Source organism: Streptomyces sp. NPDC057682 (assembly GCF_042799575.1).
GTDB lineage: Bacteria > Actinomycetota > Actinomycetes > Streptomycetales > Streptomycetaceae > Streptomyces.
Map to the genome: position 1 here is coordinate 1 of NZ_JBHVIN010000033.1, position 19,421 is coordinate 19,421.

The 19,421-nt window shown below is 70.8% G+C and carries 17 protein-coding genes; 8 read left to right on the forward strand and 9 right to left on the reverse strand.

Translation table 11 applies throughout. The annotated features are described in order from the left end of the window. The 6 genes from ACFVDM_RS37565 to ACFVDM_RS37590 form a co-directional block, all read right to left on the reverse strand. A partial coding sequence (locus ACFVDM_RS37565) for an ATP-binding cassette domain-containing protein (protein ID WP_383651191.1) occupies positions 1-285 on the reverse strand: 285 nt, incomplete at its 3' end. Between the two features lie 117 nt (positions 286-402). Continuing rightward, positions 403-1,248, reverse strand: coding sequence for a DUF4097 domain-containing protein (locus ACFVDM_RS37570; protein ID WP_383651192.1), 846 nt, complete (start codon positions 1,246-1,248; stop codon positions 403-405). Positions 1,249-1,339: 91 nt separating this feature from the next. Beyond that, on the reverse strand, positions 1,340-1,858 hold the full coding sequence (locus ACFVDM_RS37575) for a hypothetical protein (RefSeq protein ID WP_383651193.1): 519 nt from the start codon (positions 1,856-1,858) through the stop codon (positions 1,340-1,342). Between the two features lie 184 nt (positions 1,859-2,042). Then, positions 2,043-2,915, reverse strand: coding sequence for a carbohydrate ABC transporter permease (locus ACFVDM_RS37580; protein WP_383651194.1), 873 nt, complete (start codon positions 2,913-2,915; stop codon positions 2,043-2,045). Further along, a complete protein-coding gene (locus ACFVDM_RS37585; RefSeq protein ID WP_383651195.1) occupies positions 2,912-3,877 on the reverse strand; it encodes a carbohydrate ABC transporter permease in 966 nt (321 codons plus the stop codon). The genes ACFVDM_RS37580 and ACFVDM_RS37585 overlap by 4 nt, the downstream gene beginning before the upstream one ends. A gap of 92 nt (positions 3,878-3,969) precedes the next feature. Continuing rightward, positions 3,970-5,289 carry an ABC transporter substrate-binding protein gene (locus ACFVDM_RS37590; RefSeq protein WP_383651196.1) on the reverse strand — a complete coding sequence of 440 codons (1,320 nt, stop codon included), beginning with the start codon at positions 5,287-5,289 and terminating at the stop codon, positions 3,970-3,972. Positions 5,290-5,583: 294 nt separating this feature from the next. On the opposite strand from ACFVDM_RS37590, the gene ACFVDM_RS37595 reads away from it, so the two are divergent. Continuing rightward, the gene (locus ACFVDM_RS37595; protein ID WP_383651197.1) at positions 5,584-7,995 is read left to right on the forward strand and encodes a glycoside hydrolase family 2 protein; all 2,412 of its coding nucleotides are present in this window, start codon (positions 5,584-5,586) and stop codon (positions 7,993-7,995) included. Beyond that, on the forward strand, positions 7,992-9,023 hold the full coding sequence (locus ACFVDM_RS37600; RefSeq protein ID WP_383651198.1) for a LacI family DNA-binding transcriptional regulator: 1,032 nt from the start codon (positions 7,992-7,994) through the stop codon (positions 9,021-9,023). The genes ACFVDM_RS37595 and ACFVDM_RS37600 overlap by 4 nt, the downstream gene beginning before the upstream one ends. Positions 9,024-9,250: 227 nt before the next feature. On the opposite strand, the gene manA is transcribed toward ACFVDM_RS37600, so the two are convergent. Beyond that, a complete protein-coding gene (gene manA, locus ACFVDM_RS37605; RefSeq protein ID WP_383651199.1) occupies positions 9,251-10,444 on the reverse strand; it encodes a mannose-6-phosphate isomerase, class I in 1,194 nt (397 codons plus the stop codon). Further along, a complete protein-coding gene (locus ACFVDM_RS37610) occupies positions 10,432-11,430 on the reverse strand; it encodes an ROK family protein (protein ID WP_383651200.1) in 999 nt (332 codons plus the stop codon). The genes manA and ACFVDM_RS37610 overlap by 13 nt, the downstream gene beginning before the upstream one ends. A gap of 421 nt (positions 11,431-11,851) precedes the next feature. On the opposite strand from ACFVDM_RS37610, the gene ACFVDM_RS37615 reads away from it, so the two are divergent. The 6 genes from ACFVDM_RS37615 to ACFVDM_RS37640 all read left to right on the forward strand — a co-directional run bounded on the left by ACFVDM_RS37615 (position 11,852) and on the right by ACFVDM_RS37640 (position 18,124). Beyond that, complete coding sequence (locus tag ACFVDM_RS37615) at positions 11,852-12,211, forward strand: hypothetical protein (RefSeq protein ID WP_383651201.1); 360 nt, start codon at positions 11,852-11,854, stop codon at positions 12,209-12,211. An 85-nt stretch (positions 12,212-12,296) separates the two neighbouring features. Beyond that, positions 12,297-12,971, forward strand: a complete 675-nt coding sequence (locus tag ACFVDM_RS37620) for an ABC transporter ATP-binding protein (RefSeq protein WP_383651202.1) — start codon at positions 12,297-12,299, stop codon at positions 12,969-12,971. Positions 12,972-13,054: 83 nt separating this feature from the next. Further along, positions 13,055-15,280 carry an ABC transporter permease gene (locus tag ACFVDM_RS37625; RefSeq protein ID WP_383651225.1) on the forward strand — a complete coding sequence of 742 codons (2,226 nt, stop codon included), beginning with the start codon at positions 13,055-13,057 and terminating at the stop codon, positions 15,278-15,280. Between the two features lie 151 nt (positions 15,281-15,431). Next, positions 15,432-16,472: a hypothetical protein gene (locus ACFVDM_RS37630; protein WP_383651203.1), complete on the forward strand. Its 1,041-nt coding sequence runs from the start codon at positions 15,432-15,434 to the stop codon at positions 16,470-16,472. Between the two features lie 76 nt (positions 16,473-16,548). Next, positions 16,549-16,716, forward strand: coding sequence for a hypothetical protein (locus tag ACFVDM_RS37635; RefSeq protein WP_383651204.1), 168 nt, complete (start codon positions 16,549-16,551; stop codon positions 16,714-16,716). Positions 16,717-16,801: 85 nt separating this feature from the next. Continuing rightward, positions 16,802-18,124: an MFS transporter gene (locus ACFVDM_RS37640; protein ID WP_383651205.1), complete on the forward strand. Its 1,323-nt coding sequence runs from the start codon at positions 16,802-16,804 to the stop codon at positions 18,122-18,124. A gap of 71 nt (positions 18,125-18,195) precedes the next feature. On the opposite strand, the gene ACFVDM_RS37645 is transcribed toward ACFVDM_RS37640, so the two are convergent. Beyond that, positions 18,196-19,029 (reverse strand): PIG-L family deacetylase, encoded by an 834-nt coding sequence (locus ACFVDM_RS37645; RefSeq protein ID WP_383651206.1) that lies wholly within the window; start codon positions 19,027-19,029, stop codon positions 18,196-18,198. Between the last annotated feature and the right edge of the window lie 392 nt (positions 19,030-19,421).

Consider the following 19,421-nt stretch of genomic DNA (forward strand, 5'->3'; position numbering starts at 1 on the left):
CTGTCCGGTGACGCCGATGGTGGCGCGGGCGGCCTGCGGGTCGGTGGCCAGGTCGTGCCCGCCGACCCGGACGGGCCCGGACCCGGGGTCCGGCCGTACCAGTGTCGAGAGGATCTTCACGGCCGTCGTCTTGCCCGCACCGTTCGGACCCAGCAACGCGAAGACGGACCCGGCCGGGATCCGCAGGTCGATCCCGTCCAGGACGACCTTGTCCCCGTAGGACTTGCGCAGGCCGAGGGCGGAGACGGCGCTGGGCGCCTCCTCAATGGTCGCAGAGCTAGACATGGGCATGACAGAACTCGGCATGGCGTCCTCCGACGCGAAGGCTGGGAGAGGGATGGGGAGAGGGAGAGGGAGAAGGGGAGGGGGAAGCAGGGGGAACGGAGCGGGGGAGCGTGGGGCTCAGGCCTGGGAGCGGCGGACGTCGATGTTGCCCCAGCGCGTCCGGGCACGGATCTTGACGGTCTCCTCGGTCGACTCCGGGGCGTCCGAGGCCGTGAGCGTGTTGCGCACCTGGCCCCGGCCGGAGTCCGCGTCGAGCCAGGCGGCGGTGCCCGTGCGGATGCCGATGTCGATGGCGCCGTGATTGGTCTCCAACTGGACGGTCCCGCGGACCACTTCGCCCACGCGCAGGGTGCCGTGCGCGGTGGTGGCGGTGACCGAGTCCTCGGCGCGGGCGATGTCGATGTCCCCGTTGGCGCCGCTGACCCGCAGTTCCCCGTTGGCCAGGCCCACGGTGGTGCTGCCGTGCGAGTTCTTGAGGACGGCGGGTCCGTCGAGGTGGCCGACGCGCATGCTGCCCGAGCTGGTGGTGATCTCGGCGGCCCCCTCGACCCGGTCGACGGTGATCGAGCCGTGCGAGGCGGTGAGCTTCAGCGGGCCGGTGACGTCCAGCCGGACGTCACCGGACGAGGTCTTCACCCGTACCTCGCCGAGCCGGCCCTCGCCGAGGACCTGGGCCCAGGCGCCGGTCATCTCCACATGGGAGCCGGCGGGCAGTTCGACGGTCACGTCGACCGTGCCGGTCCGTCCGACGAGGTAGCGCTGCTTGGGCGTCCGGATCGTCAGGGCGCCGTTCGCGTACGCCACCTCGGTCTGGCCGGCGGACCGTACGTCCTGGTCCTTCTTCGGGTCGCGGGGCCGCGTCTCGACGACGGTGTCGGTGCGGTCGCCCGCGATGAACTGGATGGACCCGGCGTCCACGTGCGCGGTGGCGGTGATGGGCCCGGGGGTGTCGAAAGAAGGCATGGCTGTCCCGTCCTCATGAGTCTGCTGGGCGTCCTCGCAGGTGGGACGCCTGGTGGATGAAGTGGTTCGGGTGCGGTGGGCGGGGGCGCGGTCAGCGCACCCATCCCGTGAAGTTCTGTCCGACGGTCCGGGACCTCTCCGCCGTGCGCGGCGGGGTGCCCCCGTCGACCGCGGCCGAGACGGCCCGTACCAGCCAGGCGTTGACCGACAGCCCTTCCCGGCTCGCGGCCTGTTCGGCACGGGCCTTGAGCGGGGCCGGGAGGCGCAGGTTGACGCGCGCGGTGGCACCCTCCTCGCCGTCGCCGGTCGTGGCGGGCGGCTCGGCGGGGGCGGCGGGCGCGACCGGTTCCGCCGCGGTGCCGCCGGTGGGAGGCAGGGTCACCACGAAGTCGGGGTCCAGTCCGCGCAGCCGTACGTCGACCGAGCCGGGGGCCAGCTCCCGGGTGATCTCGTCCATCGCGGCGGAGAGCACGTTGAGCATCGTCAGCCGGGTCGCCGATTCCAGCGGGGCGGTGAGCCGGTCCGCGAGTTCGCGGGCGTCCTCGCCGCCTGCCTCGGCGGCCACCGCGAGTTCGCGGCGGATGGTGTCGACATACGGGGTGAGGTCCATAACGCCATCATGGCACTATCATGGTGCCATGGCAAGCGTGTGAGTGGCACCAGTGGCACCATCACGTGATGGACGAGCAGAAATCAGGGCCCGATCCTCTGGGTGGATCGGGCCCTGATCTGCGTATTCATGGAAAGGGCCGCAGGTGTGTGCGGGGTGGCGCCAGTGGTGCCACGCGGGGTGCCTACTTGGTCGCGCCCTGGGCGAAGCCGTTGTAGATGTACCGCTGGAGGAACAGGAAGACGACCAGCGTGGGCAGGATGACGAGGATCGCGCCGGCCGAGATGTTCTCCCAGTGGGCGCCGAACGGCCCCTTGAACCGGAAGAGCGCGGTGGACACCGTGCCCAGCTCCTCCGACGGCATGTAGAGGAAGGGGATGTAGAAGTCGTTGTAGACGGTGATCCCCTTGATGATGACCACGGTGGCGATGGCCGGCTTGAGCAGCGGGAAGATCACCTTCCGGTAGACCGTGAAGGAGTTGGCCCCGTCCAGCCGGGCCGCCTCGTCCAGCGAGACCGGGATGCCCCGGATGAACTGCAGGAAGATGTAGATGGAGACGATGTCGGTCCCCATGTACAGCAGGATCGGTGCCCACCGGGTGTCGAACAGGCCGAAGCTGTTGACGACCTGGAAGGTCGCCACCTGCGTGGTGACGCCCGGGACCAGGGTGGCGACCAGGAACAGCCCCATGACCAGTTTCCTGGCCGGGAAGTGGAAGCGGTCGATCGCGTACGCCGTCATCGAGCCGATGACCACCGTGCCGGTGATCGAGAACAGCAGGATGAACGCGGTGTTCCCGAAGGCGCTGACCATCTTGCCGTCGGTGAACGCGGTCGCGTAGTTGGAGAGGTTGAGCCAGTCCGAGGGCAGGGACAGCGGGCCGCCGTCGGCCATCTCGTCCGAGGTCTTGAGCGAGGTCAGGAGGACCACGCCCAGCGGGACGAGGACGACCAGCGAGGCCAGCACCAGGGAGAGATAGACGGCGGTCCTGCCGATCAGGCCGCGGGTGCGGACGGCCGCGGGGGACTTCCGGGTCGTGGTCGGGGCCGTGGTCATACGAGGTCCACCTTCTCATCGGGCACGAGACGGCGCTGGATCCAGGTGATCAGCAGAATGATCAGCAACAGCACCACCGCGGCGGCCGAGGCCAGCCCGGTCTTGTTGAACTGGAACGCGAGCTTGACGGTCTGGATGACGAACGTCGTCGTCCCCGTCGAGCCGCCGGTCATGATCCACGGGATCTCGAAGACCGAGAGGGATCCCGAGATCGCCAGGATGATGCTCAGGCTCAGTACGGGTCTGATGCCCGGCGCGATGATGTGCCGGAACTGCTGCCACCGCGAGGCCCCGTCGAGCTGCGCGGCCTCGTACAGCTCGCCCGGAATGGACTGGATGGCGCCGAGGAAGAGCACGAAGTTCAGTCCCGTGTGCCGCCAGACCGAGACGCCGGACAGGGAGGTGTTCGCCGAGGCGGGATCGCCCAGCCAGGCGTGGTCGGAACCGGCGCCGACCCAGGACAGCACCGAGTCCAGCGTGCCGCCGTCCTTGAAGAAGTACAGGAAGATGAAGCCGATGGCCACGCCGTTGACCAGGTAGGGGAAGAAGAGGATCCCCTTGAACAGGTTGCGGAACCTGAGGTCGAAGCTGAGCACCGTCGCGAAGTAGAGGGCGATCACGATCTGCACCACGGACGCGGCGAGGTAGTAGAAGCTGACGAAGAAGACCCGGAAGAGCTCGGGCCGGGTGAAGATCTGGACGTAGTTGTCCACGCCCGTGAAATCGCGCTCGGGACTGATGCCGTCCCAGTCGGTGAAGCTGTAGTAGAGCATGTTGCCGACGGGCACGTATGTGAAGGTGATCAGCAGTACGAGCGGTACGGCGAGGAACATCCACGGGGTCAGCCGCCGCAGCAGCCGTCCGCGTGGTGCCTGCCGCGGCGGACGCCGGCGGCTGCCCCCGGCCGGGCGGGCCGCGGCGCGCGGCGGTGTCGCCGGGGCCGTATCGATGGTTCGGGTCATGTCTCAGGGCCTTCTCTCATCCGCTTGCGCCCGTCGGGCTCGTCGGCCCCGGCCGCCGCTGCCGGGCGGCCGGGGCCCTCCTCCGCCGGCTGTCAGGAACCGGCGGTCCTCGCCGCCTCGTCCCACCTCTTGTCGAGGCCGGCGAAGAAGTCCTTGAGGGTGCCGTGCTCCGCGCCGCGGGCGATGTCGATCAACTTCTGGCGGTAGTCGGGGGTGTTGAGACCGATCTCGGACGCCTTGTCGATGTCGTTGACCTTCGCGGTGTCCTTCTCCGACCGCTCTGTGAAGGTGACATCGTTGTCAACGAAGTCTTTGAGGGTGTCGGGCATGGCCGCGGACTTCACCGTGGGGACCGCGCCCTCCTTGGCGGAGTAGCCGGACTTCTCGGTGAACCAGTCGATCCACGCGCGGGCGGCCTCCTTGTGCTCGGAGTTGATGTTCACCGCCTGCTGGTAGTCGGAGACCAGCGTGGCGCAGAACTTCCCGTCCTTCTGGGCAGGGAAGGGCATGAAGCCGATGTCGTCCTTGCTGCCGCCCGCCGCCTCGGCGGCCTGCTGCATCTGCGTGATCGACCAGGAGCCGAGCATCATCGCGCCGATCTTCCCCTTGGCGACGAGGGTCTTGGACTCCTCCCAGTTGGTGGTGTTGGGGTCCTTCTCGGCGAGCCCGCCCTTGACGATGTCGTGGAGCAGCGTGTCCGAGACGTTCAGCTCGCTCCCGGCCTTCCACGGCGAGACGGCGCCGGCGAGCTTGTTGCTCGCATCCTTGTCGCAGGTCACCGAGCCGACATTGCTGGTCCACTGGACCAGCGGCCAGCCGTCGCCGAAGTTGGTGTAGTAGGGCACGGCCTTCGTCTTCGCCTTGATCGCGCCGAGGTCCGCGAGGAACTCCCGGGGCGTCTTCGGCCAGTCCTCGATCCCGGCCCGCTTCCACACGGCCTTGTTGTAGACGAAGCCGTTGGCGGTGCCGAACTGGGCGACGCCGTAGACCTTGCCGCCGACCTCCGTCTTGTCGCTGAAGCGGTACTTCGCGCCCAGCTCCTCGGCGGAGCCCAGCGGGGCGAAGAACCGCGGGTAGTCGTTCTTGGCCACCGCGCCGGGGATCATGAGGACGTCACCGTAGTGCTTGGTGTTCATCCGGATCCGGGCCTCGCCCTCGTAGTCCGTGAGGCCCTCGAACTTCACCTTGACCTTGGGGTAGATCTTCCGGAACTCGGCCGCGTAGGCGTCCATCGCGCCGCTCTTGACCAGGTCGGTGCGCTGGGTGAGGACCGTGATGCTGCCGCTCACCTCCTTCGCGTCGGTGGGCGCAGAGGCGGTCTCCGAGGACGGCGTGCCCCCGCCGCCGCACCCCGTCACGGTCAGCGTCGCGACGGCCAGCAACGCACCGGTCAGGGTCTTGGTCTTCCCCATGTGCCCAACTCCTTCAAGATGGCGGCTCAAGGTCTGCGGTGGGATAGCGGCACTATGGCAGCCCGGTAGTGAACCGGTAAAGCTCAAGTTTCGATCGTGATGCTCAATCGTTACCATCAGGGCTTCTTGCGACGTTTTGTTCAGCGATGAGCGAGCGGTCGGCGACGAAAGCGGCACTAGACCGGTTTATAGACACGGCGTGATCAGCGGGTTAGGTTGGCGGCGTCGTACATCTACCGCCCTGAGCCACCGGCCCGATTCGCCGGTCCGAGTCAGGCGATTGGAGCCGCACCCATGAAGGACGTCACCCCGCTCAACGACGGCTGGACCCTGCGCCACGAAGGAGCCCCGCTCCCCGCCGTCGTGCCCGGCTGTGTGCACACCGATCTGCACGCCGCCGGGATCGTCCCGGACCCCTTGCTCGGCCTCAACGAGACCGAGGTCGCCTGGGTGGGCCGACGCTCCTGGACGTACGAGCGGCAGTTGGCGCACGACAGCGGCCACGAGCGGACGGATCTCGTCCTCGACGGACTCGACACCGCCGCGACGCTCACCCTCGACGGCCGGACCCTGGGCAGCACCCGCAACATGCACCGCGGGTACCGGTTCGACGTCACCGGTGCGACCGGGCTGCTGGAGATCGCCTTCGCCTCCGCGTACGACGAGGCCGAGGCGGTCCGCGCCCTGACCGGCGACCGGCCCAACGTCTATCCCGAACCCTCCCAGTACATCCGGAAGATGGCCTGCAACTTCGGCTGGGACTGGGGGCCGACGCTCGTCACCGCCGGCATCTGGCGGCCGGTCCGCCTGGAGCACTGGTCCACCGCGCGCCTCGCCTCGGTGCGCCCGCTGGTCACCGTCGAGGACGGCACCGGCCGGGCCGAGATACGGATCGCTGTGGAGCGCACCGACAGCGGCCGCGAGCGGGTGCTGACCGTCACCGCCTCCGTCGCGGGCGTCCGCGCCGAGGCCCGCGTAGAGGGGGACGAGGCCGTCGTACGGCTGGACGTCGACGCGCCGCGCCTCTGGTGGCCGCGCGGCTACGGCGACCAGCACCTCTACGACCTCACCGTCGAACTGCGCGACGCCGGCGGCGTACTCGACGGCTGGGAGCGGAGGATCGGCTTCCGTACGGTCGAAGTCGACCGCTCCGCCGACGAGCACGGCACCGGATTCACCCTCGTCGTCAACGGCGTACGGATCTTCGCGCGCGGCGTCAACTGGATCCCCGACGACGTCTTCCCGTCCCGGATCACCCCCGAGCGCTACCGCACCCGGCTCCGGCAGGCCGCCGACGCCCATGTCGACCTGGTCAGGGTCTGGGGCGGCGGCATCTACGAGGACGAGGCCTTCTACACCGCCTGCGACGAGCTCGGCCTGATGGTCTGGCAGGACTTCCTCTTCGCCTGCTCCGCCTACCCCGAGGAGCAGCCGCTGCGCGGAGAGGTCGAGGCCGAGGCGCGTGACAACGTTGTCCGCCTGATGCCGCACCCCAGCCTCGTGCTGTGGAACGGCAACAACGAGAACCTGTGGGGCTTCCGGGACTGGGAGTGGGAGCCCGAGCTGGCCGGCGACTCCTGGGGCGAGGGCTACTACCTGGGACTGCTGCCCCGGCTGGTCGCCGAACTCGACCCCACCCGCCCCTACGCGGCCGGCAGTCCCTGGTCCGGCTCCTGGGACCACCACCCCAACGACCCGGCGCACGGCACCCACCACTCCTGGGAGGTCTGGAACCGGCAGGACTACGCCGAGTACCGCGCCGACATCCCCCGCTTCGTCGCGGAGTTCGGCTGGCAGGCGCCCCCGGCCCTCGCCACGCTCCACCGCGCCCTGCCCGGCGAGGACCTGGCCCCCGATTCGCCCGGCATGCTCCACCACCAGAAGGCCGAGGACGGCAACGGCAAGCTGAACCGCGGCGTCGCCCGCCACTTCGACCTCCCCGGACGCGACTTCGACCGCTGGCACTACCTCACCCAGGTCGTGCAGGCGCGCGCCGTCGCCGCCGGCATCGAGCACTGGCGCTCCCACTGGCCGGTCTGCGCCGGCACCGTCGTCTGGCAGCTGAACGACTGCTGGCCGGTCAGTTCCTGGTCCGCCATCGACGGCGACGGCCGGCCCAAGCCGCTCTACCACGAGCTGCGCCGGGTGTACGCGGACCGGCTGCTGACCCTGCTGCCCACGGGCGACGGGGGCGAGGGCGGCCCGGTCCTCGCCGTCGTCAACCAGGCCGGTGCCGAGTGGCGGACCTCGGTGGAACTGCGGCGCGTGGAGGCCGACGGGACGACGCTGCACCGCGCGGTGCGGGAGGTGGCGGTGGGACCCCGCTCGGTGGTGCGGATCCCCGTTCCCGAGGAGCTGGTGCCCGGTGCCGCGTCCGCCAAGGAGTTCCTCGTCGCCGACGCCGACGGGCTGCGCGCGCTCCACTTCCCGGTCGCCGACAAGGAGTTCGCCTATCCCGCCCCGGAGTTCGACGTCGACGTGGAGGCGGTGGCGGGCAAGCGGGATACAGTCGACGTCGTGGTGAGCGCGCACACTCTGCTGAGAGATCTTCTCCTCCAGGCCGACCGGCTGGACCCGGCCGCCGAGGCCGATCAGGGCCTGCGGACCCTGCTGCCCGGCGAGCGGCTCCGGATCCGGGTGACCGGCTGTGGCTCCGTCGACGAGGCGAGGGCGCGGTCCGCCCTCTTCAGCGCGGGCGCCCGGTGAACGGTCCCGCCCGTGTGACGATCAAGGACGTCGCCGCCCGTGCCGGGGTGTCCAAGGGCGCCGTGTCGCTGGCGTTCAACCAGAAGCCCGGGGTCTCGGACGCCACCCGGCAGCGGATCTTCGACGCGGCGAAGGAGCTGGGCTGGGCGCCGAACCTCACGGCGCGCAGCCTCTCCAGCCAGCGGGTCGACATCATCGGCCTGGCCCTGTGCCGGCCCGCCCGGCTGCTCGGCCTCGAACCGTTCTACATGGACTTCATCTCCGGTATCGAGAGCGTCCTCGCCGACCGGTCGTACTCGCTGCTGCTGCGGCTGGTGCGGGACCTCGACGAGGAGACCGAGCTGTACCGGTCGTGGTGGCGCAGCCAGACGATCGCGGGCGCGATCCTGGTCGACTTCCACGAGGACGATCCGCGGGTTCCCGCGCTGGCCTCCATCGGGCTGCCGGCCGTGGCCGTCGGACACCCCTCGCTGACCGGTGCGTTCCCCGCCGTATGGACCGACGACGCGACCGCAGCGGCCGAGGCCGTCCGCTATCTGGCCGCGCTCGGCCACCGGCGGATCGCCCGCGTCGGCGGCCCGGTCGGGCTCGGGCACAGCGCGATCCGGGCCCATGCCTTCGCGACCACGATGCGGGAGCTGGGACTTGAGGAGGGCCGGCAGATCGCGACCGGCTTCGACGGCGGCGAGGGGGCGCGGGCGACCCGGTCCCTGCTGATGTCGCCGGAGCGTCCGACGGCCATCGTGTACGACAACGACATCATGGCCGTCGCGGGCGCGGGCGTCGCCGCCGAGATGGGCTTCGTGGTGCCGGACGACGTGTCGCTGCTGGCCTGGGACGATTCGCAGCTGTGCCGGATCACGCATCCGACGCTGTCGGCGATGAGCCACGACGTGCACAGCTTCGGCGCCCAGGTGGCCCGCACGCTGTTCGCGGTCATCGAGGGGCAGCATTCCGGTTCCGTCCAGGTGCCGACGCCGTCGCTCACCCCGCGCGGCTCGACGGCGCAGGCACCGGTGGCGCACTGAGCTTCCGGATCGGGAGGTCCGAACGGCGAGGTCTGAACGGTGAGATCCGAACGGTGAGTCTGGGGCGTGAGGCCCGGGTCGTGAGGCCCGGGTTGTGAAGTCCGGGTTGTGAAGTCCGGGTTGTGAAGTCCGGGTTGTGAAGTCCGGTTGTGAAGTCCGGTCGTGAAGTCCGGCCCCTGCCCCGCCCGGTGCGACGTTCCGGGCGGGGCGTCGACGGTACGGCGGGGTCAGGGGAAGGCGATGTCCACCGTGGCGCGGTAGGCGGTTCCGCTTCCGCTGACCGTCAGCGGTTCCCCGGCGGGGGCGTACGCCGACGCGCCTGCCGGGAGGTCGAGTGAGCCGTCGGCTCCGGTGACACGGACGGTGCCGGAGGTGCAGACGAGGATCTGAGGGGCGGCCGCGTCGAGGGTCACTTCCGGCCCGAGCGCGCCGGGCCGTACGACGGACAGCCGGAAGTCGTCCACGGCGCAGGCGTACACCTCCTCGCCACCGGTGACGGCCACGGGCCGCTCCACCCGGACCTCGGTCGCGGCGAACCGGATCACCCGCAGCAGCTCGGCCGTGTCCACGTGCTTGGACGTCAGCCCGCAGCGCAGCACGTTGTCGGAGCCCGCCATGACCTCGACCCCGAGCCCTCTTATATAGGCGTGCGGGACGCCCGCGCCGAGGAAGAGCCCCTCGCCGGGTGCCAGCCGGACATGGTTGAGCATCAGCGCGGGCAGCAGTCCGGCGTCCCCGGGGTGTGCCCGCGCGATGGTCTCGTACGCGGCGAACTGCTCCCGGAACGGGCCGGGACACGCCGCCTCACGGGCCACGGCCCGGGTGACCTCGGCGACGAGGGAGCGGTGCGGGGTCAGGAACGCCGAGAAGACCTGCCGCAGCGCGGTCTCCTCGGGGAGCGCCCGCAGGGCGACGCGGTGACGGTCGAGCCGTGCGACCCGCAACGCGCCGAGCAGGTCGGCGCAGCCGGCGGCGGTGCGAAAACCGCAGAGACCGTCGAAGGCGCCGAGCGCGACGATCATCTCCGGCTTGTGGTTGGCGTCGGGATAGGTGCGGTGCGGGGCGTCGAGCGGGATTCCGCGCGCGTTCTCGCGGGCGTGCCCGGCGGCGGCCTGGGCCAGGTCCGGGTGGACCTGGAGGGAGAGCGGCGCCTCGGCGGCCAGCAGTTTGAGCAGGAACGGCAGCCGCGGCCCGAAGCGGCGCAGAACGGCCTCGCCCAGTTCGGCCCCGGGCGCCTCCTTGATGACCGCGCCGAGCGAACGCGGACCGTCGCCGCGCTCGACGAGGGACGGCGCGGTGGGATGGGCACCCATCCACAGCTCGGCCTGCGGCGTTCCGTCCGGCTCCGCGCCCGTCAGCCCGGGGAGCGCGGTGGTGGAGCCCCAGGCGTAGCGGCGGACGGTGTTGGTCAGGCGGTCCATGCGGCGGTCCTCCCGGAGGCCTCGGCGGTCCTCGTCGGTATCGCGGTGCTTCTTCCGGGGGTGGCGGAGGCGGCTGCCGCGGCGCCGATGAGCCCGGCGTCCAGAGCGAGCAGCGCCGGTACGACGGGCAGTCCGCGGGTGAAGTCGAGTACGGCGTAGCCGGCGAGGTGGGCGCGCAGGGGGGCGAACAGGGTGTCGCCGGCCTGGGCCACCCCACCGCCGACGACCACGAGGTCGAGTTCGACCAGGGCGGCCGTGGCCGCGACGGCCGCCGCCAGGGCGCGGGCCGCCCGGTCGTAGGCCGCGAGCGCGCGGGGATCGCCGGCCCGCGCGGAGCGTGCCACCTCGGCGGCCGTCGCGGGGCCGCCCGGCGGCGGGGTCCAGCCGGAGGCCTCGGCGTAGGCGGCGATGGACGTACCGCTGGCCAGCCCCTCGACGCAGCCCGGCGCGCCGCAGGGGCACACCGAGCCGTGCAGGTCGACGGTGATGTGCCCGATGTGGCCGGCGTTCCCCGTCCGGCCGGTGCGGAGTCGGCCGTCCAGGACCAGGCCGCCGCCGACGCCGGTGGAGACCACCATGCACAGGGCGTTGTCGAAGCCGCGCGCCGCGCCGAGCCAGTGCTCGGCCGCCGTCATGGCCACGGCGTCGCCGACCAGCACGGGCCGGGTCCCTGCGGGCATGCGGGGATGCGCGGCCACCCGCTCGACCAGCGGGAAGCGGCGCCAGGCGGGGATGTTGACCGGGCTGACCGTCCCGGCCGCAGTGTCGACCGGCCCGGCGCTGGCGATGCCGAAACAACTCTGCGCGTCCCACATCGAGTGCCGGGCGAGCTCGTCGACCACCGAGGTCACGGCGGCCATCAGCACCTCGGCGGACTCCCGGGCGGGTGTGGGCCGTTGGGCGCGTGCGACCAGGGTGCCCGTGTCGTCCACGAGTGCCCCGGCGATCTTCGTACCGCCGATGTCCAGTGCTCCGTACACCGTCACGCCACCACCACACCTTTCGTGAACGGGTGCGGTTCTCCGGTACGGATCGCGCCCCCGGGGGCCACTCTGACGGGTGGGTGACAACGTTGTCTAGTGAACGGTTTAGTTAAGGCAAAGGTTTAGTCATGGAGCTGCGGGCCGGGTGAGGGTCGGAGTCGTCTGTGGCAGGGGTTGCGGAGGCGGGGTGGGGCGGCGAGGGCCGGCCTGGTGGCGCCCGTGGCTCGGTGGTGCGGAGCCGGGACGCGGGCGTCTCGTCATCCATTTCCCTGGTGTCACCGCATCGGGCGAAGCAAGATCAGTTCAGTGCACGAAGGGAGGTCGTTCGGATACTCTCTGTAATCACTGGCTCGGTGATTCTGCGGGGGGAAAACATGCGAAATCTGACCGCTCTGGCCGTTACCGGCGCGCTGTTCTTCGGGCGATGGGGGCCGCGGTCGCTGGGGGCTGGTCCCCCGTTCCCACCCTGAAGACGACAGGTGCCGTCTTCGTCGACGGCGCCTACAAGTGGGAGCCAAAGGGGAAGAATCACGGCGGTTTCCACTTCAAGGGCAATCTGGCGGATGCCAAAAAGGGTGATGGAAACAACGTCTACATGCAGGTGAGGGTCGAGGGCTACAGCTGGAACCGACTCAACGGGAAACAAGGCAAGACGGTTCACCTCGACAAGATCGTCTACGACGGGGCCGCGCAGTACACCCGAAAGGCATGGATTCGAACGTGCCGCGATCGGGGCTCACTTCACCCCGACAACTGCTCTTACACGAAGCGCTACGCAAGGTAGTGAGACCGTGCGGCCGGCCCGGGGCGCGAGCTCCGGCGCCGCCGCGGGTCGATGAGTCACGGCGAAACAAGAGGTGCCGCTCACCATGGATGCCATCCTCCGCGCGACGGGTGTGGAGTTGCGCTACGGCGCTCACAAGGCCGTATGCGGCGTGGACTTCGCGCTGGACCCCGGCGAGGTCTGCGCGATCATGGGCAGCAGCGGATCGGGGAAGTCGTCCCTGCTCCACTGCCTGGCCGGGGTCGTGCCGCCCACGCGCGGCGAAGTCACTTTCGACGGTGTGCCGTTGCGGAGACTCGACGACGAGGAACTGAGCGCGGTGCGCAGGGAACGGTTCGGGTTCGTCTTCCAGTACGGGGAGCTGCTCCCTGAGCTGACCGTGGAGGAGAACGCCGCACTGCCGCTTCGCCTGGCCGGACAGCGCAAGGCGGCGGCCCACGAGACGGCGGGCGAGGTCCTGGCCCGGCTGGGGCTCGCGGAGCTGCGGCAGCGCCGGACCTCGGAGATCTCCGGGGGACAGGCCCAGCGGGTCGCGGTGGCGCGGGCCCTGGTCCACCGCCCCGCGGTCGTCTTCGCGGACGAACCGACGGGAGCGCTCGACAGCGTCAACGCCGAAGCGGTGCTGGGGGAGTTCCTGACTCTGGCGCGGTCCCAGGGCACAGCGGTCGTCATGGTGACGCACGACGCCTCGGTGGCCTCCCGTGCGGACAACCAGTACACGATGGCCGACGGGTCCCTGGTCAGGCAGGCGACGTCGTGAATTCTCCGTCCGTCACCTCGTTCCTCATCGGGCTGCGCCTGCTGCGCGGCGCCGGTCGGGTGGGGCGTGCCCGCTTCCTGCTGATGACCCTCGGCTGCGCGGCGGGCGTCGCCTGCCTCGCTGCCGTGCTGACGGTTCCGGCGATCCTGGATGCCCACGACGCCCGGTCCGCCGCACGCGAACCGCGTGCGGTGACCGGCGTCTACCACGCCCGGTCCGACGAGGACACCGTCTTCGTGACCCGCAGGGACTCGTACGGCTCCCAGCCGTTCACCCGGATGCTCCTCTCGGTGCCGGCCGGGAGCCGCGTCCCCGCCCCGCCCGGGATCGACCGGCTCCCCGGCCCTGGTGAAGTGATCGTCTCCCCGCACCTGCGCGAGACTCTGGCCGAGCAGCCGGGACTCGCCGGGCTGCTCCCCGGCCGCATCACGGGAACGATCCGGCCCGAAGGGCTCACCGGCCCCTACGAGCTTTACGCCTACATCGGCCGCACTCAGGCCCAACTGCCGGATGAGGCACGCCCGTTGGTCAGTTTTGGTTCGCGCTGGCCAGATTCCCTCGTCGTGGACGAATCGACCCTGGACATTCTGCGGTTCGCCCTGGTCTGCCTGGTGCTGTTGCCGTTGGCCGTGTTTCTGTCCGTGTGCGCACGGCTCTCCGCCGAGTCCAGGGCGCGGCGGCTCGCGGCGCTGCGCCTGCTCGGGCTCAGCGTGAAGGGAGCCATGCGGGTCGATGCAGTGGAGACGGTGGCCGCAGCATCCCTCGGCGCGCTCCTCGGGACCGGTGTGTACACCCTTGCCAACGAAGCACTTGCCGAGTTCGGCCTGCCAGGGCTCCAGTGGTACCCGCCCGACGGCCGTCCGTCCGGCACCGTCCTCGCCGTCTGTCTCCTCGTCTGCCCCGTTCTGGCCTGGCTCGTCGGACGCCATCGGGCCCGCGAAGCGGCGCTGCGCCCGCTCCAGGTCCGGCGGGGCGCGCTGCCCCGTTCTCCGAGGAAATACGGACTGCTGCTGCTTCTGCCCGGACTCGGCGTCATCAGCGGGTACTGCGCCCTCGGGGCCCTTGGGCGGGACATTGCGGGACGGTCGGCCAACGCGTTGCTCGTTCCCGTCGGGGTGCTGCTGACCGGGGCCGGCCTCGTTCTCGCGCTTGCCCCGATCACCGCCTGGCTCGCCAAACGTCTGGCCGGTTCCACGCAGTCGCTCTCCCTGACCCTCGCCATGCGCCGCAACGAGGTCGAGCCCGGTGCCTCGCTGCGCGTGGTCACCGGCCTGGTCCTCCTGGTCTACGCCGCGTCGCTCGCCCAGGGCGTTCTTGTGGAACTGGCCCACATCAGCAAGCCGATGTCCTCTACCCAGGAGTACGCCGTCCCGTTCGCCGGCCTGGACGCGGGGCAGCGCGCCCGTATGCATCAGGTCGAGGGTGTCCGGTCGGGCGTCGTCGAGATGGACTCCGGGATCACGAACGGCGTGTCCACCGGGCCCCGGATCACGGCCGTGGTCGCCGACTGTGCCCAACTGGCGGGGTTCACCGCACAGCGTCCTCGGGGCTGTGCCGACGGAAGAGTCCAGCGGCTCGTCGACTCGGAGTACGCCGAGGACTCGGACAGTCGTCCCGGGCGCATGTACACCTTTGCTCTGCGCACGGCCGACGGGAAGGGTGTGGAGAAGTTCCCGGTCACCGTTCCTCGGGAAGCCGTTCACATCCGGGCGTGGCAGCCTTCGGCCGTCGCCGGGGCGAGCATCGTCATCCCACCCTCGCTGCTTCCCGCCGGGCAATGGCCGGCGGACGGACAGCTCGTCCTGCTGTCGGACTCCGCTCCCAGCGCCGTGCGCACGGTGCTCGACGGGATCGGTGCCATCGCCCCGACGGCGAGTGTCGAGACGGTGGGCGTCAATGTGGAGGGCCTTCAGCAGATCGCCGTGGTCAAGAGCCTGCTCGCGGCCGGCATGATTCTCGGGCTGTTCATCGGGGTCGCCGCCTTCGCCGTGTCCGCCGTCGATCGGGCCATGGAACGGCGGGGCAAGATCGCCGCGCTCCATCTCCTGGGCGCCCGCCCCCGCACGGTCCGCGCGGCCCAGTGCGTCCAGGTCCTGCTGCCGCTCGCCGTCGGTCTGGTCGGCGCCCTGGTGGCGGGCCGTCTCGCGGAGTCCAGCTATCTGATCACCGGCGGCGGCACCGTCTACTGGGACGGCGAGGGCCTGCCGCTCCTCGTGGTCTGCACTGTCGCCGTCCTGGCCGTCGCGGCGCTGGCCTCCTTGCCTCTCACCCGCCGCCATGTCGAGCTGAGACACATCCGACGCGACTGACCCGGAGGCCGTCGCACGGCCGGTCCGAGGCGGCTGGGGGTCTCCGCGAGATTCCGTCCCCCAACGCTCGCCATATACCCCCCAGGGGTATATGGTTCTGAGTGTCGCCCCGACCGGACGACGTCGGACGCACCGCAGCCAGGGAGATGTCATGACGAACCACATCGGACACGACAGCCACGCGAACCAGTCGAACCACGCGTCGCACGCGGGCCACGTCGGCCATGGCACGCACGCCGGCCATGGCGCGCACGCCGGCCATGGCGCGCACGCCGGCCATGGCACGCACGCCGGCCATGGCGCGCACGCCGGCCATGGCGCGCACGCGGGTCACGGTGGGGACCAGCCCGGTGGGCTGGCGGTCTCACGGAGCGGGTACACCCTGGAGCTCGACGCGACGGTGTTCACCGCCGGCCGCCGGACGGTCACCTTCCGGGTGACGGGCCCCGACGGGCGGCCGGTGACCGAGTTCGTGCCCGAGCACGAGAAGGAACTGCACTTCATAGCCGTGCGGCGGGACACGGCGGGGTTCCAGCACGTGCACCCGGTGCGGGACGCACAGGGCACCTGGAGCACCGAGCTGGAGCTGGAGCCGGGGGACTGGCGGTTCTTCACCGACATCCACCCCGCCGCCCACACCGGCACCCTGACCCTGGGCGCCGACGCGTCGGTCGCCGGTCCCTACGAGCCTCGCCCGCTGCCGGAGGCCACGGGGGTCGCGAGGATCGGTGAGTACGGCGTCGCGCTGGACGGGGAGCTGCTGCCCGGCGAGGCGAGCGAGCTGACGCTCACGGTGAGCAGGAACGGAGTTCCCGTCACCGACCTCCAGCCGTACCTGGCGGCGTACGGGCACCTGGTGGCGCTGCGGTTCGGCGACCTCGGGTACCTCCATGTGCACCCGGACGGCGCCCCCGGCGACGGGGTCACCGCGCCCGGCCCGGAGATCACGTTCATGGCGGTGGCGCCGACGGCCGGCACGTACCGGCTGTTCCTGGACTTCCAGCACGACGGAGTCGTACGGACGGCCGAGTTCACGGTGCGCACCACCGCGCCCGCGGCCGGCGAGCCGGCGGAGGCCGCGCAGGACGAGACCGCCAACCACCACGAAGGTCACCACGCCGACCACCACGCCGGTCACCAGGAGCCCCATGCCCACCACGGCGGGCACCAGGCCACCCATGCCCACCACTGACCTCTGCCGCCACCGGAGGCTCACCACCTCCCACCCACCACGTACTCACCACACTCGTCGCGGAAGGAGAAGGGACATGCCCCGCCTGACCCGACTCACGCCCGAAACGGCGGTGGGCACCTCGCGCGAACTGCCGGCCGACCTCGTCACCCGGCACGGCCGGACCGGCGACATGGTCGCGACGACGGCGCACTCGCCGGCCGCCCTGGCCGGACTCGCTCCGGGAGGCGAGGCCGGTGCGTAGAGAAGACATCCCCGTCTGTACACGGGGGGCGCGGGCTCCGCCCGAAGAGCCCGCGCCCGCCGCATGGATCCGGAAGGAACCCGTCATGCGACTGTTCGCCGTCCGCGACTACCGGCACCTGTTCGGTGCCCAGGTCATCGCCCTGTTCGGTACGGGACTGACCACCGTTGCCCTCGGGCTGCTGGCCTACGAACTCGCCGGCCCACGTGCCGGAATGGTCCTCGGCACCGCCCTGACCATCAAGATGGTCATGTACGTCGTGATCGCGCCACTGGCCGCCGCGTACATCGACCGGCTTCCCAGAAGAGCCCTCCTCGTCGTCCTCGACGTCATCCGGGGCGCGGTGGCGCTCGCGCTGCCGCTGGTGACGGAGATCTGGCAGGTCTATGTGCTGATCGGCCTGCTGCAGGCCGCCTCCGCCGCGTTCACCCCGACGTTCCAGGCCGTCATCCCGGACATCGTCACCGACGAGGCCGCCTACACGCGTGCCCTGTCCGCCTCCCAGGTCGCCTCGACCATGGAGAGCCTGCTCAGCCCCGTGCTGGCCGCCGTCGCGCTGACGTTCATGACCTTCGACCGGCTGTTCCTCGGCACCTCGGCTGGGTTCGTCGTCTCCGCCCTGCTCGTCCTGTCGACGCGCATCCCGGACGCGCGGGCGGGAGCGCACACCAAGGCGTGGGACAAGGTGGCGGGCGGCATCAGAACGTTCGTCACCACACCCCGGCTGCGGGGGGTCATGGCACTCAACCTCGTGGTGGCGGCGGCCGGTTCGATCGTCGTCGTCAACACCGTCAACTATGTGCGCGACGCGTTGGACGGCTCGCAGTCGGACGTCGCCCGGATGCTCGCCGCCTCCGGCACGGGAACGCTCCTGGCCGCCCTCGTCCTGCCCCGTGTACTCGACCGGGTCACCGCCCGCAGCGTCATGCTGACCGGCGCGGGCGTCCTCGTGGGCGGTACGGCGGCGGCGGTCACCACGGTGGCGGCCGGCCTCACCACCTGGGCGGGTACGGCGGTCGTCTGGGCCGTCATCGGAGTGGGCATGGCGCTGGTCATCACCCCGACCGGCAAGGTCCTCCGCGACTCCGCCGGGCCCCGCGCGATACCCGAGGTCTTCGCGGCGCAGTTCTCCCTGTCCCACCTGGCCTGGCTGATCACGTACCCGATCGCGGGATGGCTGGGTACGGCCGGGGGCTTCACCCTCACCTGGTCGGTCCTCGCGGCCCTCGCGGTGACCGGCGCGGTCGGAGCCCTGCTGCTGTGGCGGCGCGAGGAGGAGCGGAACACGGTCCGGTTCCCGGCCGGGGCCGGCACGGAGACGGGCGCCTCAGGCGCCATCGCCGCCCCGGAGGCCGTAGCGGTGCGGGGGCCCGGTGCGGACCGGACGACGCTGACCAAGGCCGCGTAAGGGATGCGGAACGGGCTCGACCGGCCCGGCCCGACCGCCCCGTCGAGGGCGCCGGGCCGGGCGGTGCGGTGTCAGCGCAGCCCGGCGAAGAGGTCGTTCTCGGGAACGGGGGTGCCGGTGGTGTCCCTGACCCGCAGGAAGGTCTCCACGCCCATCAGTTCGCCGAAGCGCTCCTTGCCCATCTTGAGGAAGAAGATGTTCTCGCCCTGGCTGGCGTGGGCGGCCAGCGCGTCGAACTTCTGGCCGCTGAACGGGGTGGTGTCCACCCAGGTGGTGATCTCGTCGTCGGGAAGCCCGATCTCGGCCATGGCGGCGGCCTCCTCAGGACTCGGCTCGGGAGCGTTCTCGTCGAACTCGCGCATGGTCTCGCCGAAGCGCTGCATCACCGAGCGCGGCATCGTCGTCCAGTAGACCTTCGGCGTCAGACCGGTCAGCTCCAGGGCGGCCATGGTGATCCGGTGGGCCTGGATGTGGTCGGGGTGGCCGTAGAAGCCGTTCTCGTCATAGGTGACGACGACATCCGGCCGGTACCGGAGCATCAGCTCCGCCAGCCGGGCGGCGCCCTCCTCCACCGGGGTCTGCCAGAAGGATCCCGGGGCGTCGTTGCTGGCCCAGCCGATCATTCCGGAGTCGGCGTAGTCCAGCATTTCCAGATCGCTGATCTTCAGGGCGTCGCAGCTCGCCCGGAGCTCCTCGCGGCGCATGGCCGCGACGGCCGCCGGATCGTGCCCGGGATCACCGGGCTTGGTACCTCCGGGCCCGTCACCGCACCCGCCGTCGGTACAGGTCACGAGCACGGTGCGGATGCCTTCGGCCGCGTACCGCGCGAGGATCCCGCCGGTTCCGGTGGCCTCGTCGTCCGGGTGGGCGTGCACGGCCATGAGGGTCAGGGGTCGGTCGGTCATGTTGCAGTCCTCCTGCGGAGTGCGCGTCGTGCGGTGGTCCGGTACGGGCGGGGGACAGGGCGTCGGACAGCCGGAGCGGAGTAACCGGCCGTCGGGCGAACGGCTCCGGTACACCCCGCCTCCACGCACGTGAAGCAGCCCCGGCGTCGGTCACCTCATCCGCCGGCCGGCCGCATTCGCGTCTCTCCGCTTCCCCCGTCGTCCCCTTCCCCCTAGGTGCAACCGCGCGGACGGGACGCACTGTTCCCGAAGCCGGGACCGGTTAATTCGGTTGCGTGGATGCGAGCGGGCCAGCAAGGTGGGGCGCGTTGTGCAGCAGTTCGTGCTGCCTGGACCCAAGGAGGGCTGACAGATGTTCGTCACTGTGCTGCGGCATGTCCGCACCCATCCCT

Bases quoted from the DNA above. Each gene is read 5' to 3' on its own strand.
- ACFVDM_RS37570 (WP_383651192.1), bottom strand. From the start codon at position 1,248: ATGCCTTCTTTCGACACCCCCGGGCCCATCACCGCCACCGCGCACGTG.
- ACFVDM_RS37575 (WP_383651193.1), bottom strand. From the start codon at position 1,858: ATGGACCTCACCCCGTATGTCGACACCATCCGCCGCGAACTCGCGGTG.
- ACFVDM_RS37580 (WP_383651194.1), bottom strand. From the start codon at position 2,915: ATGACCACGGCCCCGACCACGACCCGGAAGTCCCCCGCGGCCGTCCGC.
- ACFVDM_RS37585 (WP_383651195.1), bottom strand. From the start codon at position 3,877: ATGACCCGAACCATCGATACGGCCCCGGCGACACCGCCGCGCGCCGCG.
- ACFVDM_RS37590 (WP_383651196.1), bottom strand. From the start codon at position 5,289: ATGGGGAAGACCAAGACCCTGACCGGTGCGTTGCTGGCCGTCGCGACG.
- ACFVDM_RS37595 (WP_383651197.1), top strand. From the start codon at position 5,584: ATGAAGGACGTCACCCCGCTCAACGACGGCTGGACCCTGCGCCACGAA.
- manA (WP_383651199.1), bottom strand. From the start codon at position 10,444: ATGGACCGCCTGACCAACACCGTCCGCCGCTACGCCTGGGGCTCCACC.
- ACFVDM_RS37615 (WP_383651201.1), top strand. From the start codon at position 11,852: ATGGGGGCCGCGGTCGCTGGGGGCTGGTCCCCCGTTCCCACCCTGAAG.
- ACFVDM_RS37620 (WP_383651202.1), top strand. From the start codon at position 12,297: ATGGATGCCATCCTCCGCGCGACGGGTGTGGAGTTGCGCTACGGCGCT.
- ACFVDM_RS37625 (WP_383651225.1), top strand. From the start codon at position 13,055: ATGACCCTCGGCTGCGCGGCGGGCGTCGCCTGCCTCGCTGCCGTGCTG.
- ACFVDM_RS37630 (WP_383651203.1), top strand. From the start codon at position 15,432: ATGACGAACCACATCGGACACGACAGCCACGCGAACCAGTCGAACCAC.
- ACFVDM_RS37635 (WP_383651204.1), top strand. From the start codon at position 16,549: ATGCCCCGCCTGACCCGACTCACGCCCGAAACGGCGGTGGGCACCTCG.
- ACFVDM_RS37640 (WP_383651205.1), top strand. From the start codon at position 16,802: ATGCGACTGTTCGCCGTCCGCGACTACCGGCACCTGTTCGGTGCCCAG.
- ACFVDM_RS37645 (WP_383651206.1), bottom strand. From the start codon at position 19,029: ATGACCGACCGACCCCTGACCCTCATGGCCGTGCACGCCCACCCGGAC.